Raw genomic sequence first — 15,540 nt, forward strand, 5'->3', positions numbered from 1 at the left:
CGTCGTCGGGGGACGAGCGCCGAATCCGAGGGGGCTCGTCGTGTTCACCCGCCGCACCGCGGCGCGGGGCTTCGGCCTGCGCAAAAGACCCACCGTCCTCGTCCTCGTCGCGGCACTGGGCGCGGCCGTCCTGGTCACGGCCGACCGGCCCGCCACACCGGAGGCCCCGCCGCCCGCGCTGACCGAGGCGCCGACCTCGGCCCTGGCCATGAACGCCGCCCAGCGCCAGGGCACGCCGGTCGAGGCGCTCGACCAGCGCACCGAGAAGCGGACCGTGTTCGCCCAGCCGGACGGCACGTTCACCGCCGACCTGCACGTCACCCCGCAGCGGGTGCGCAAGGGCGACGGCTGGGTCGCGCCCGACCCGGCGCTGGAGCGCTCGGACGCCGGCATCACGCCCAAGGGGACCGTGCCCGAGCTGGCCCTGTCCCGTGGCGGGACAGGCGCGCCGCTGGTCCGGATGGCGCGCGACGGCCACGAGTACACCCTCACCTGGCCGGGCGCGCTGCCCGAGCCCCACCTCGACGGCGCCACGGCCACCTACGCCGACGTGCTGCCCGACGTCGACCTCAAGATCACCACCACGGTCACCGGCTACGCCCAGCACATCGTGGTGAGGACTCCGGAAGCCGCGGCGAACCCCGCGCTCCAGCGCATCCGGTTCGACCTGCGCACGAAGAACCTCCTGCTCAAGGCGCACGACGACGGCAGGCTCACGGCCACGAGCCCGTCCGGCGAGACGATCTTCGAAGCCGCGAGCTCGTGGATGTGGGACTCGGCGAAGCGCGAGACCGACAGCCCGCTGGAGGGTCGTTCGCCCGTCGGCGTCGAGATCACCGAGGACTCGCTGGCGCTGGTGCCGGACGCGGCCGCGCTGGCCGATCCGCACGCGGTGTTCCCGCTGGTCATCGACCCGTCCTGGCACACGCCGGACAAGCAGAGCTGGACGTCGGTCTACGACGACGGCACGGACGCCATGCGCCGCGGCACGCACTGGAACGGTGCGAACTCGCAGGCCGAGACCGCCTGGTGGCTCAGCGGCATCACCACCGCCCGGTCCGGCAAGGCCTACAGCCAGAAGCTCGTGGTGCGCAGCTACTTCCAGTTCGACACGGGCTTCCTGGCCGGTCGGCAGGTGCTGAGCTCCAAGTTCATCACCTCGGTCGTCTACGGCCCGACCGCGTGCGGCACGTCGGAGACCCAGGCGCTGTACGACGCGGGAACGATCTACTCCGACACCAACTGGTACAACCAGCCCGCGGGCGGGCACCTGCAGAACGTGTCCGTGCCGTCGGTCTACAGCGGTTGCACCGGCTTCCAGGAGGTCGGGTTCGACAAGGCGGCGGGTGGCACCAACGCGGGTGGCGTGTCGACGTTCTTCCTCACCGCGGCGAGCGAGACCACGGACAACGCCTGGCGGAAGTACCACCCCGACCACACCAAGCTCTCGGTCAACTACAACCACCAGCCGGGCAACGCCTACGAGGTGCGGACGGACCGCGACATGACGCCGTGCCACTGGTGCGCGGGCGTCACGTACCTGTCCGGCCCCGAGGTCACGTTGCACGCGCGGCTCAGCGACCCCGACGACAGCACGCTGTTCCCCATGTGGGAGGTGACGCGCAACGGTGTGACGGTCCCGTACAACGGCGCGTCCAACAACTCCGGCGCGCCGTTCACCTCGACGCTCGACCTGACCGGCAAGCACGACCAGACCGTGTCGTGGCGGGTCAAGGCCAACGACGGCAACTGGGAATCGCCCGACTGGGTCAACGGCCCGTCGTTCAAGGTGGACGTCGTCCCGCCGAAGAACCCGCCGCTCGTGGTCAGCCCGCTCTACCCGGAGGACAACCGCTGGCACGGCGGCGCGAGCGTGCCCGGCGCGTTCACCTTCACCGCGAAGGACGACGACGTCGACCACTTCGCGTACGGCTGGGACGGCGCCATGACGGAGACCGCCCACCCCGACAAGCTGGGCTTGGACGGCCAGGCCGTGGTCCCGCTGACCCCGCCCGGTGACGGCCCGCAGGACCTGCACGTGCGCAGCGTCGACCGCGCGGGCAACCCCGGCCCGACCAGGATCTACCACTTCTACGTGCGCGGCGGCACCGGCCCGCTCGCGCAGTACGCGTTCGACGGCGACACCAAGGACTCGGCCTTCCTCGGCTGGCGTGACGCCACCGCGCACGGCGGGCCCTCGTACGTGCCGGGCGCGCTCGGTTCGGCGCTGCGCTTCGACGGCACCGGGAAGAGCGTCAGCGCCCCCAACGCGGTGCGCACGGACGCGAGCTTCTCCGTCTCGGCGTGGGTGCGGCTGGAGGACGACGCCCACAGCGCCGTCGTCCTGAGCCAGGAGAGCACGCGCGGCTACCCGGACCTGGTGCTGTGGTACCAGGTCGAGAGCCGGAAGTGGGCGTTCGGCATGCCGCGGGCCGACCTCGCCGGCACCGACGTCGTGGTGTCCGCCGCATCTCCCGTCGTCGGCTCCTGGACGAAGCTGACGGGCGTCTTCGACGCCTCGACGCGGCAGCTCAAGCTCTACGTCGACGGTGAGCCCGCCGAGACGACGAGCCGCACCGGCCTGGACTGGCACGGCGGCGGCAACCTGCGCGTCGGGTACTCCCTCTGGGGTGGCAACGACGTCCAGAGCCCGTTCCGCGGTTCCGTGGACGAGGTCGCGCTCTACGACCGCGTGGTGAGCGACGCCGAGGTCAAGGCCGGTATCCGCGCGGACAACGTGCAGCTCGGCCACTGGCGGTTCGACCAGCGGGCGCCCTCGGTGAACGAGGTGTCCGGCGGTCCGGCGGTCGTGCTGTCGCCCGGCGTGTCCGCCACGACCACCGACATCGCGCTGAAGACCGGTGACAAGCCCGCCGCGCTCCACTTCCCGGGGGCCGGCGAAGCCAGGAGCGACGGCCCGGTGCTGCGCACCGACCGCGACTTCACCGTGGCCGGCTGGGTCAAGGTCCCCTCCGCCGCGCCCGCCGACACGACTTACACCGTGGTGTCCCAGGACGGCACGGCGTCCAGCGGGTTCGAGGTGTTCCTGCGGAACGGCCAGTGGCACTTCGGCGTCCGCGCGGCGGACGGTGCGGCGGGGTGGAACGCGCTCGCCACCACCACCGGCGGCGCGGGCACCGACTGGACGCACCTGACCGCCACGTTCGACGCCTCGACGCGCACGGCGCGGTTGTTCGTCGACGGGACCGGTGACGGCGAGGCCGTCGGCCTCGACACGCTGTGGGACGCCACCGGCGACCTGGTGTTCGGCCGGTCGCACGGCGGGAACCACCTCAACGGCTTCGTGGACGACTGGCGCGCCTACAGCCGGGTGCTCGCGCCGGAGGAGATCCAGGGCATCGTCGCCCAGGACGGCGTCACGGCGGGCACGTGGAAGCTCGACACCAACGCCGTCGAAGCCTCCCTGCCCGCCCGCGACGGCAAGCTCAACGGCGACGTGACGTGGACGCCGGGCCAGAGCAGCCTGCCCAACCCCGCCGACCAGGCGGCCCGGCTCTCCGGGGCCGGTCACGTCAGCGCGCCGCAGACGATCGACACCAGGCGCAGCTTCTCCGTCACCGCGTGGGCGAAGGTGGACCGGGTCGGCAGCGCGATGTCGGTCGTGTCGCTGGAAGGCCGGGCGGTCGGGGCGTTCGACCTGCGCACCACCGACGACGGCCGGTGGGCGTTCACGATGGCCCGCCTCGACCACGGCTCGACGACGCGCGACCACGCGTACGGCGGGCCGGTGCAGGTCGGCGTGTGGACGCACCTCGCGGCGGGCTACGACCGGTCGACCGGCCGGATGTCGCTGTACGTCAACGGTGTGGCCGCCGGCTCCGCGCCGCACCTCGGCGCGTGGAGCCCGGACCCGGCCACGGGCAGCCTGCGCATCGGGCGCACCCTCCAGGGCACGACCGCCGTGCAGCACTTCAGCGGCGCCATCGACGACGTGTCGGTCTACAGCCGACCGCTGTTCGTGGACGAGGTCCGCCGGCTCGCGGGCCGTGACCTGGCGCTGGTGCACGAGTGGCGGCTGGACGAGCCGAGCGGCACGTCGGCGGCGGACTCGGTCGGGGTCCGTTCGGCGACGTTGACCGGCGGCGCGACGCACGCGCCCGGCCGGCTCGGCAGCGCGCTCGCGTTCGACGGCGCCGGCGCGGCCACCACCCAGGGCGTCGACCTGCGCACCGACGAGAGCTTCACCGTGTCGGCGTGGGTCTACCTGCCCACCGGGCGCACGTGCGAGTTCACCGAGGACGTCCAGTCCTGCGAGTGGGTCGCGCTCAGCGTGGACGGGCAGCACACCAGCAAGTTCCGCCTCGGCCACCTGATCAACGACGACGGCCACCGGGACGGCAAGTGGTTCTTCGAGATGCCGGAGGGCGACGCTGTGGACGCCGTCGTCACCAAGGCCGCCGTCACCACCGCCGCCAGCGAGGTCGACACGTGGGTGCACCTCACCGGGGTCTACGACGCCAAGCACAAGAAGATCTGGATCTACGTCAACGGCACCCGCATCGGTGACGGCACGCTCAACACGCCGTGGCACACCACCGGTGCACTCGTGCTCGGCCGGGGCAAGGTCGGCGGCACCCCGGCCCAGCACTGGGTCGGCAGCGTGGACGAGGTCCGCCTCTACACGGGCCCGCTGACCGACGACCGCGTGTCGACGCTGCACGGGTCGTACCCGGAGGAGAACGCGACCCCGACCATGCCCACGCCCACCGGGCACTGGAAGTTCAACGAGAACACCGGCACCACCGCCGCGGACGGCGTCGGCGGCCGGACCGCCACGCTCAAGAACGGCGCGGGCTGGATCGCCGGCCGCACGGGCCACGCCGCGTGGCTCGACGGCGTCGACGACCACGCCGAGACGGCGGGTCCGGTGCTGCTCACCGAGCCCGGCAAGAGCTTCACCGTCGCGGCCTGGGCCTACCTGCACGGCTCGGGCAGCACCGGCTACCGCACGGTCGTGGCGGAGGACGGCGACCAGGTCAGCTCGTTCCGGCTCGGGTACGACGCCGCGACCGACCGGTGGACCGGCGTGGTGCCGAAGGCCGACTCGGACGGCGCGGAGACCTCCGTCGTGCGGTCGAGCACACCGGCCGCGAAGAGCAACTGGACGCACCTGGCGTTGAGCTACGACGCGGGATCGGGCCACCTGAAGCTGCACGTCAACGGCGTCCCGTCGGGCACGGTGGTCGGCGCGACGGCGATCAGGTCCACCGGTCCGCTCACCGTCGGCCGGATGAAGGCGGGCGGCGGCCCGGCCGGGTTCTTCCCGCGCGGTGTGGACGACCTGAGGGTGTACGACCGGGCGTTGAGCGACGGCGAGCTGAAGCTGGTGTCGGCCGACGTGACCGCGGTGGCGTCGGGCATGTGGCGGTTCGACGACGACACCGTGCGCGACCACTCCCAGCGCAACAACCCCACCGCCGCCAAGGGCCCGGTGTCGTTCACGGACGGCGTCAACGGCCGCGCGCTGAAGCTCGACGGCACGTCCTACGCCACCACCACGGAGTGGGGCGCGTCCATGCGGGACAGCTTCACCGTCTCCGCGTGGGCCCGGCTGGAGGCGCGCGACGCGGTCGCCACCGTCGTGGGCCAGGACGGCTCGGTCGTGAGCGGGTTCGTGCTGCAGTACCGGCCCGAGGCCGATCGCTGGGTGTTCGGCGGGCCGACGCAGGACACCGAGCAGGCGCCGCTGGTGTGGGCGGCGTCCGCCCAGCCGCCGAAGACGAACTCGTGGACCCACCTGACCGGCGTCTACGACCGGCCCAACGGCAGGCTGCGGCTCTACGTCGACGGCAAGCTCGCGGGCATCCGGGACGGCGTCGCGCTGCCGGAGACCCTCGCCCCGCTGACCATCGGCGCGGGCAAGGTCGCGGGCAAGCCCGGGAACTTCTTCCGGGGCTCGATCGACGAGGTGCGCACCGAGCTGGGCGTCCAGACCGAGGCCGTCATCGCGGGGCGCGGCGGTTACGCCGCCCCGGCGGCGGGGCAGCTCGGCGTCCTGGTCAACGGTTCGGGCGACCACGCGACGGGCAGCACGACCGGGCCGTTGCGGGAGGGCTACCACCTGCTGAGCACCCTGGGCACGCTGGTCGACCCGGCGCACGCGAACACGCGACCGCTGTACTCGTGCCTGTTCCACGACGACGTGTTCACCTCGCTGCTGGCCGACTGCGAAGGTCAGACCGTGCTCGGCGTGATCGGCGCGGTGTACCGCGTCGCGCCGTCGAACGTGCCGACGATCCCGATCTACCGGTGCGCCGGCGCGGGTGACCACTTCGAGTCGCGCCGGTCCGACTGCGCCGGCGCGAGGGTCGAAGGGCTCCTCGGTCACACGGTGGCGTACGCGGCGTTGACCCGGAACTTCAACCGGGACACCGGCGACCACGCGGTGACCGTGGAGGGCACGCCGGCCGGCTACCGGTCGGAGGGTCCGCTCGGCTTCCTGTCACTGGTGGCCAAGTCCGGCACGCACCAGCTCATGAGCTGCCACGACGGCTACGACCAGTTCGTCTCGACCAGCGCCACGTGCGACGGCAAGACCGTCAGCGGCGGCCTCGGCTGGGCGTGGACGCAGCCACCGGCCGACGTGGCCACCCGGCCGCTCTACCGGTGCCGGACGTCCGCCGGGCAGGCGTTCGCCTCCCTCGAGCCGACCTGCGAGGGCCTGACCGCGGACGGCCTGCTCGGCCACGTGCAGATGGCCGTCCCGACCACCCAGCCGGTGTTCCCGGCCTGACCGTTCCTCCCTGCCCTGCTCCCGCTCACCTTTGGAGAGGTAATGCGGTCCGACAGACGTACCTTCCGCGCGCTCTCGAGAGCGCTCGTGGTCACCTTGGGGTTCTCCCTGGTGACGGCGGTCGCCCCGACACCGGCCACGGCCCAGGCGGGGCCCTCGGCCGCCCTGCCCGACCTCCCGTCCGTACCCGTGACCAGCCCGTCGTGGGGGTCGACGCCGACCGGGGAGAGCACGTCCCGGGCGCTGCGCGGCAACCAGTCGGCGTCCACCGCCGCACCCGACGGCGGCGGTTCGTTCAAGGCCACGCCGCTGTCGCCCACGGCCAGTTGGGACGTGGCCCGGCAGACCGGTGACTTCAGCTGGTCGTACCCGCTGCGCGTACCCCCGTCGCCGGGCGGTTTCGAGCCGTCGCTGGGGCTGTCGTACCGGTCGTCCCTGGTGGACGGTCGGACCAGCGCGACGAACAACCAGTCGTCGTGGGTCGGTGAGGGCTGGGAGCTCGGCGCCGGGTACGTCGAGCGCAGCTACGGCGGGTGCACCGACGACACCGAGGGCACCGCCGCGCCCACCGACACCGGCGACCTGTGCTGGCGCAGCCACAACGCCACCGCCACCTACCCCGGCGGCGGCGGGATGCTGGTGCGCGACGAGGGCAGCGGCACGTGGCGGCAGAAGTCGGACAACGGCGCCCGGATCACCCTGGGCACCGGCGTCGACAACGGTGACGACAACGGCGAGCACTGGACGATCACCACGGTCGACGGCACCACCCACTACTTCGGTTCCCGCAAGGAGTCGAACTCGACGTGGACCGTGCCGGTGTTCGGCGACGACCAGCACGAGGAGTGCAACGGCACGACGTTCGCCACCTCGTGGTGCACCCAGGCGTGGCGCTGGAACCTCGACAAGTCGGTCGACGCGCGGGGCAACGTCATCCTGTACGACTACGAGACCGAGACGAACTCCTACGGGCTCAACGCCGAGGACGCCGCCGTTCCGTACGTGCGCGCGGGCACCCTGAAGTCCATCGTGTACGGCCTGCGCGACGAGGTGGCCGTGCAGGCGTCCGCGCGGGTGGACTTCGAGCTGGCGGACCGGTGCGTGCCGGGCAGCGACTGCGTGCCGGAGAAGCCGGAGAACTGGCCGGACACCTCGTTGACCGACCGGTGCGTCGCGTCGACGTGCGCGGACCTGCACTCGCCCACGTTCTGGTCGACCAAGAGGCTGAGCCGGGTCGTCACCAAGGTGTGGCGCGGCACCGGCTTCGACGACGTCGACTCCTGGTCGCTCGGGCACGAGTTCCCCGATCCCGGCAGCGGCGAGAAGGCCGCGCTGTGGCTCAAGAGCATCACCCACACCGGGCACGTCGGCACGACCGACGTGGCGCTGCCGGCGGTGACCTTCGAGGGCACCCGGCTGGCCAACCGGGTCGAGCAGCCGACCGACGCCGGGCCGCTCCAGCGGTTCCGGCTGACCGCGATCATCTCCGAGGCGGGCGGCATCACGTCGATCGCCTACGCGGACCCGGACTGCGCGGCCGGCTCCATGCCGGCGAGCGCGGAGTCCAACACGCAGCGGTGCTTCCCGGTGACGTGGACGAAGAAGGACTTCGCCGAGCGCACCGACTACTTCCACAAGTACGTGGTGGCATCGGTGACCACGTCGGACCGGTTCGGCGCCAACGCCATGCAGAAGGTGTCCTACGAGTACCTGGACGGCGCGGCCTGGCACTTCAGCCGGTCCGAGTTCACCCCGGCGGACCGCAAGACCTGGGACGAGTACCGCGGCTACGCGCGGGTGAAGGTGCGCACGGGGCTCCCGACGGACACCAGCGGGCCGACCACGCTGGCCGAAGAGCGGTTCTACCGCGGCATGGGCGGCACGTTCACCGACTCGGCGGGCGGCGCGCACACCGACCACGACTGGCTCCAGGGCGTCCGGTTCGAGTCGACGACCTACCTCGGTGAGAGCGAGGAGGTCGTCAGCCGCACCATCGACACCCCGTCGTGGCAAGGCCCCACGGCCAGCCGCGGTGAGTACCAGGCTTACGTGGTCCACAACGCGTCCTCGACGACTTACACGGCGTTGAAGGCCGGGGGCTGGCGGACGACGAAGACCGAGTCGACCTACGACGACCTCGGCCTCGTGCTCACCGTGAACGACCTCGGTGACACGACCACCGACGCGGACGACAAGTGCGTCACCACGACCTACGCGCGCAACACCGCGAAGTGGCTGATGAACCTCCCGTCCCGCCAGGAAGCCGTGGCGGTCGCCTGCGGCACGCCGCCGACGTTCCCGGCGCACGCCCTGGCCGACGAGGTGTTCGCCTACGACGGCCAGGACTTCGGCGTCGCACCCGCCAAGGGCGACCTGACGTCCAAGAAGTCGCTGCGCGACCGCCCCCAGGCGGCCCCCGGCTACGGCGTCGACGGCTCGGCCACCTACGACCGGTTCGGCCGCCCGCTGACCATCACCGACGGCGCGGGCAACGAGTCGAAGCTCGCCTACACCCCCGCGGACGGCGGGCCGCTCACCAAGACCGTCACCACCGACGCCCTCGGCTACACGACGACGTTGACGGTCGAGCCGGCGTGGGGTACGCCGACCAGGACGGTCGACGCCAACCTGCGCGTCACCGAGGTCGCGTTCGACGCGCTGGGCCGCAACACCGAGGTGTGGCTGCCCAACCGGAGGAAGACCACCAACCCGTCCGGCAGCGCCAAGTACAGCTACCTGATCCGCAACGACGCCCCGTCCGCGGTCAGCGAGACCAAGGTCGGCCCGAACGGCAACCACACCACCAGCACCACCCTCTACGACGGCCTCTACCGGGTCAGGCAGGTCCAGACGCCGACCCACGGCGGTCGGGTGCTCGCCGAGACCCGGTACGACTCGCACGGCCGCCAGTACCGGACCACCCAGCCGTACTACAACGCCGCGCCCGTCGACACCACGCTGTGGACCGCGGCGGACAACGCCGTGACGAGCGTGACCTGGACCAGGTTCGACGGCGCCAGCCGCCCGGTGAAGCAGATGTTCTACGCCGGCGCGCAGAAGAAGTGGGAGTCGACCACCGCCTACGACGGCGACCGGGTGCACGTCACCCCGCCGGCCGGCGGCACCGCCACCACGACCGTCTCCGACGCCCGCGGCCGCACCACCGAGCTGCGCCAGTACCACGGTCCCACGCCCACGGGCACGTTCGACGCGACGACCTACGCGTACTGGCCGACCGGCGACCTGGCGTCCGCGACCGACCCGGCGGGCAACACGTGGCGGTGGACCTACGACGTCCGCGGCCACCTCACGCGGTCCGAGGACGTCGACCGCGGCGCGACCACGACGGTCTACAACGCGCTCGGCCGGCTCGAGACGTCGACCGACGCCCGGGGCCGCACCACGTGGAACGGGTACGACAAGGTCGGCCGGCGCACCGAGGTCCGCGAAGGCGGCCCGACCGGTCTCCTGCTGCACAAGTACGCGTACGACACCGCGGGCGGCGGCAAGGGCAGGCTCGCGTCGGCCACCCGGTACGTCAACGGCGCGGCCTACACCCAGCAGATCGGGAGCTACGACTCGCGGTACCGGCCGGCCAGCGTGTCCGTGATCATCCCCGAGGCCGAAGGCCTGCTCCGGAACACCTACACGTCCTACTACAGCTACAACCAGGACGGCACCGTCGCGGGCGAGACGTTCGCCGCGGCGGGCAACGTGCCCGCCGAGACCGTGCTGCACGTGTACGACGACTTCGGGCGGCCCACGACCACCAACGGCGGGATCGACGGGACGACGACCACCATCGCCTCGCAGACGTCGTTCACCCGGCTCGGTGAGCTGGAGCGGATCCACCTCGGTGACGGGGGCAAGCGCACCTGGCTGTCGTACTACTACGAGTCCGACACCCGGCGGCTCAACCGGTACATCGTCGACACCGAGACGCCCGCGCCCATGCAAGCGGACGTCTCCTACTCGTTCGACGACGTCGGCAACGTCCGGTCCGTCTCGGACGCGCCCCGCGACCAGCCCGTCGACCTGCAGTGCTTCACCTACGACCACCTGCGGCGGCTGACCGGGGCGTGGACGCCCGCGGGCGGCGTCGGCTGCGGTCCGCAGCCGACGACCACGGGCCTGTCCGGTCCCGCGCCGTACTGGCAGTCGTACGAGTACGACAAGGCGGGCAACCGCCTCACGGAGGTCGACCACAAGGCCGGCGGCGACACCACGCGCACGTACAAGTACCCGGAACCCGGCACGCCGCAGGCGCACACCCTGCGCAAGGTGGTCCAGGAGGGCCCGGGCGGGACCCGGATCGAGGAGTTCGGCTACGACGCGGCGGGCAACACGGTCACGCGGACCGAGCCCGAGGGTGTCCAGGAGCTCGACTGGGACGCCGAGGGCAAGCTGGTCGAGGCGTCCGGCGGGGTGACGTTCATCTACGGCGTCGACGGCACCCGGCTGCTGCGCAAGGACGCCGAGTCCACCACGCTCTACCTCGGCAACCAGGAGGTGGAACTGGCGGTCGGCGCGCCCACGCCCGCCGTGACCAGGTACTACACCCACGCGGGCCACACCGTCGCGATGCGCGAGGGCAAGACCAGGCTGACCTGGCTCGGCTCCGACCACCAGGGCACCTCGCACGTGTCGGTCGACGTGGGTTCGATGACGGCCACCAAGCGCCGCCAACTGCCGTTCGGCGGCGAACGCGGCCCGGCCGTGCTGTTCCCGGGCGAGCGCGGGTTCGTCGGCGGCACGAACGACGAGGCCACCGGCCTGGTCCACATCGGAGCCCGGCAGTACGACCCCGACCTGGGCAGGTTCCTGTCGGTCGACCCGATCATGGACATCACCGACCCGCAGCAGTGGCACGGCTACGCGTACGGCAACAACTCGCCGCTGACGTTCAGCGACCCGACCGGTCTCGCCTACTGCGACTACAACTCGTGCCCCGGCGACGGCGGTCACAACCCGAACGGGCCGGTCAACAACAGCAACGGCGACTGCGTCCGCAACTGCCAGAACAAGCACGACAACTACCAGCCCGGCGGCGACCCCCCGGCCGGCGCGTACTACCCGCCGATCACGAACCACGGCGACGGCTGGTACGGCGGGTACGACTCCGAGACCGGTGGCACGACGCTGAACGGCGTCCCGACCCCGTGGACCGCCGCGGAGGCCGAGAAGATCCTGCCGAAGGTCGTCGCGGGCTACGGCGGCCCCAACGTCCACCCGCTCGGCAGCGAGATGAACGTCGAGAACACCTACGGCGCGCTGCTCGCGTTCTGCCGGGAGAGCGACGACTGCTCGCTCGACGACTACCAGGAACTGCAGTGGCCGTGGATCCAGTTCCTCGGTGAGACCGGCGGCCTGGACGGCGGCGGCCGGGGCGGCGGCGGCAAGCTGGCGCGGTCGGTCAAGCAGCTCGTGGACATGATGGACGGCTGCGGACCGAACAGCTTCGACGGCGACACCCTCGTGCTGATGGCCGATGGCACGACCAAACCGATCGAGGACCTCGAGGTCGGCGACGTGGTGCTCAACGCCGATCCGGAGAGCGAGCGGACCGAGTCCCACGTCGTCACCGCTGTCCACGTCACGGACGCGGACAAGCAGTACGTGGACCTGACCGTCTCGACCACCGACGGCCCGCGGACGATCACGACGACGGCCCACCACCCGTTCTACGAGGCGTCCCGGCACCGGTGGATCCACGCCGGCGACCTGCGTCCGGACGACGTCCTCGACACCGGCTTGGGCGGCCGTGCGACCGTCCTGTCCGCACGGGCATACGCGGCTACCATGCGGACCTACAACCTGAGCGTCGACACGGTCCACACGTACTACGTGCTGGCGGGCCGCACGCCGGTCCTCGTCCACAACGCGCCGCCGGCCGTGTGCCGGATCACCTCGAAGCCCGACTCACCGAACTTCCAGAGCAAGACCATGACCCCGTCCAGCATCAGGGACTACCGGATCGACGTGGAGAACCCCGCTCCGGGCAAGAAGGGGGCCGCGCAGATCCACGTCCAGTTCATGGGCCGGGGAGCGGACAAGACGAAGTACTACTTGAACCCCAAGACCAGGACCTGGATCTCGGAGAACGGTGCGACGCTCGCTCCGGGAGTGGCGCGGAAGATCGACCAGAAGTACGTCGACCGCGCACTCGAGTACTTGGGAGTGCGATGAAGACCAACTCGGCGATGCGGGCCTTGATGCGGGACCTCGGCCAGGAGGTTGAGGCGCCCTTCCCGGAGGAACTCGACCACATCCTCCGCGCCGGCTGGTACACCGCCGACTGCGGGGCTCTCCTGCTGCGCGCGACCGGGCTGCACGCGAGGTCCTGGCCGTGTGACGAGCGTGAGGTGGCCAACCGGGAGTACGAAGTCAATGACATCAGGGTGCCGGAGCACGGGAGCGAGCAGGAGAGGGACCGTTTCCTGCTCACGATGGTGTCGCGGGCGTTGTGGTTCACGAAGGCCGCGATGCGGGGCGCCAGGGGAGTGCCGGAGAGCGACAAGCTCACGGCGTTGGTGAGCACGGGCATCGATGACGACTACCTGAGTCACGGCACCACCGTCAGGTTCTTCACCACCAGAGGTGGTCATCCGGACTGGCTCGACGACCTGGAGAACTTCAGGATCGAGGCGATGATGGTGCTGGACATGTCCGACGTGGACCCGGGGAACGGCTGACGTCCACGGATGCCCCTCGCCCGGCCGCGGTCCCACTGCTGGGCGAGGCGGCGTCCGGGCGATCGATTCGTGCCGCACACGCCGAAGGGGCGGGAACCGGCTTACCGGTTCCCGCCCCTTCGGCGTTCGTGCACGTTGTTCTTCGGTGGACCTCATCACCGCTTACTCGAACGGGGGTGGCGTGGCGTTTGAGCTGGCTACGGCGCTGCGGGAGCTGGGCAAGGCTCAGGAGGCCGACTCTTCGGAGCAACTAAGCGTGCGCTCGACCGGGCGTAGTGAGCGAACGTGGCGAGTAGAAGATCAACTTGGTGAGACCAACCTCAAGTTGGTGATCAAGCAGTACCAAGAGGGAGCTATCGCTCGGGAGCTTGCGGAGCAGTACAAGCTTGAGCAGCGTGCGGCGGATGCTGCGGAAGCACGGAGGACGGTTAAAAGACAAGTAAACTCAGACGGAACGAAGCGAGTCGTCTTTTCACCACGCCACAGAGTTCAACGGGTCCTCAGCGATGACGTGATCCGTGGATGGCCAGAACGAAGCAGGTTGTTTTGACCGAACTGAAACGAGTTTTTGATAGATGGCGTAACGCGTGGCCAGTAGGTGCTGTTGCCGGCAAAGCAAGACAGTAAGCACGTAACCGCAGCCGCTTACTCCATCGGTGGACTATCTGGCGTTACAACTGACAAGGCGTTCACAAAGAACTCGTCGATGTACTTGTCACCCAGAATGAAGACGGTTCTCTTTCCTACGGCAGTCGACGTTCATTAGGTCATTCTACGTGATAGCCCAGGAAGTCCGGAAGCGGGAATTCGTAGCTAGCCCACTTGCGTGGCTCCCCCAAACTGAGTTTGCCTGGTTGAACGTCACCCTTCACGACATCCTGCGGCTCGAACTCAGGAACATAGATATTGGCCGTGGTGATGATGACAGGAACATACAACCTTGTGGGGTAGGCGTCATCGTTCCGAAAGTAGTTCACACCTTCTACAACTTTGGGATGCATCGACTCGAAGGCGTGGGTGGCGTGAGCCACCTGCTTCAACGGTTTATAGACCTTTTCGTCTTGCATGTTGTTCTGACGAGTCCTTGCAGCATTGACCTCAACTCCGTTTACACAGTAGTCATAGTCACCACCCCTACGATAGCCCAATGCCGGAAATGTAACGGACCTGCTCACACTAAGCAAGCTGTTCTGCTTTGCCCGCCGCCAGCACCGAACCCACAATGATCGCCACCAGGCCAACCACCGTCGACCACTGCACCTGCTCATCGAGCAGCAACCAGCCAAGCACCACCGTCACACCAGGCGAAAGATAAAACGCCAGCGTCGCTTTGCTTGGCCCAGCTCGTGCGATGAGGCCGTAGAAGACGGTGAGTGTCAGGGCCGTGAACACCACGCCGAGCGCCACCAATGCCACCACACTGGCGGATGACGGCATCTGGTCCGGCGTCATCAGTGCGGCTGGAATGGCGGTTACTGCGCTGCTCACCAGCATGGCCGAAGTGGCAATGCCCAGCGGCTGGGCAAAGCTAAACTTGCGGTGGATCAGGATAGAGCCAGCGGCGTAACACATGGCAGCCGCGGTAACCAGGATTCCGCCGAGCAGCAAGTGCGAACTACCGCCGATGTCCACACCGAACAGCAGCCCGATACCAGCGAAGCCCATAACGAGCCCGAGGATTCCTCTGACACCCTCCGGCCTCTCGTCGGATGCGAACCAGGTAGCAAGGGCCGCCACGAACAGCGGCTGCGCCCCAATAAGGACGCCCGTAAGGCCAGCAGACAGCCATTGCTGCCCATAAGTAAGCAGGAGCAGAGGCGCGGTGGACTGTACGAGGACGGTCACGAGCACCCACCACGGATGCTTCAGCAGTGGTCTCAAGACATCACGGCGGATAGCCAATGGTGTCAGAAATAGCGCAGCGAGGAAGACCCGCCCGAACACCACAACCACCGGCGGAAACCCACGCAATGCGACCGCGATTACCAGGTAGGCCGCACCCCACAGGAAGGACAGTGCCACGAGCAGCAGCCAGTTCCTACGGTTCATCACCTGGTGCTTCCGGTGCGGTCTTCACTCCTAATCGGCACGGAG

At 69.8% G+C, this 15,540-nt stretch carries 6 protein-coding genes; 4 read left to right on the forward strand and 2 right to left on the reverse strand.

The window, feature by feature from the left end; genetic code table 11:
- The first annotated feature begins 40 nt into the window (after positions 1 to 40).
- The 4 genes from FHX81_RS17830 to FHX81_RS17845 all read left to right on the forward strand — a co-directional run bounded on the left by FHX81_RS17830 (position 41) and on the right by FHX81_RS17845 (position 13,996).
- On the forward strand, positions 41 to 6,754 hold the full coding sequence (locus tag FHX81_RS17830; RefSeq protein WP_141979244.1) for a laminin G domain-containing protein: 6,714 nt from the start codon (positions 41 to 43) through the stop codon (positions 6,752 to 6,754).
- 87 nt (positions 6,755 to 6,841) lie between these two features.
- Entirely contained in the window at positions 6,842 to 12,940 is a 6,099-nt protein-coding gene (locus tag FHX81_RS17835; RefSeq protein ID WP_170232087.1) for an RHS repeat-associated core domain-containing protein, read from the forward strand.
- Positions 12,937 to 13,446 (forward strand): hypothetical protein, encoded by a 510-nt coding sequence (locus tag FHX81_RS17840; RefSeq protein WP_141979246.1) that lies wholly within the window; start codon positions 12,937 to 12,939, stop codon positions 13,444 to 13,446. Before FHX81_RS17835 ends, FHX81_RS17840 begins: the two co-directional genes overlap by 4 nt.
- 145 nt (positions 13,447 to 13,591) lie before the next feature.
- The gene (locus FHX81_RS17845; protein WP_141979247.1) at positions 13,592 to 13,996 is read left to right on the forward strand and encodes a hypothetical protein; all 405 of its coding nucleotides are present in this window, start codon (positions 13,592 to 13,594) and stop codon (positions 13,994 to 13,996) included.
- 217 nt (positions 13,997 to 14,213) lie between these two features.
- On the opposite strand, the gene FHX81_RS17850 is transcribed toward FHX81_RS17845, so the two are convergent.
- Positions 14,214 to 14,621: a hypothetical protein gene (locus tag FHX81_RS17850; RefSeq protein WP_141979248.1), complete on the reverse strand. Its 408-nt coding sequence runs from the start codon at positions 14,619 to 14,621 to the stop codon at positions 14,214 to 14,216.
- A 1-nt stretch (position 14,622) separates the two neighbouring features.
- On the reverse strand, positions 14,623 to 15,495 hold the full coding sequence (locus tag FHX81_RS17855) for a DMT family transporter (protein ID WP_141979249.1): 873 nt from the start codon (positions 15,493 to 15,495) through the stop codon (positions 14,623 to 14,625).
- Positions 15,496 to 15,540: the final 45 nt, after the last annotated feature.

Origin of the sequence: Saccharothrix saharensis (assembly GCF_006716745.1) — a bacterium.
Classification (GTDB): Bacteria; Actinomycetota; Actinomycetes; order Mycobacteriales; family Pseudonocardiaceae; genus Actinosynnema; species Actinosynnema saharense.

Coding starts and splice junctions, on each gene's coding strand:
- FHX81_RS17840 (WP_141979246.1), top strand. CDS start 12,937: ATGAAGACCAACTCGGCGATGCGGGCCTTGATGCGGGACCTCGGCCAG.
- FHX81_RS17855 (WP_141979249.1), bottom strand. CDS start 15,495: ATGAACCGTAGGAACTGGCTGCTGCTCGTGGCACTGTCCTTCCTGTGG.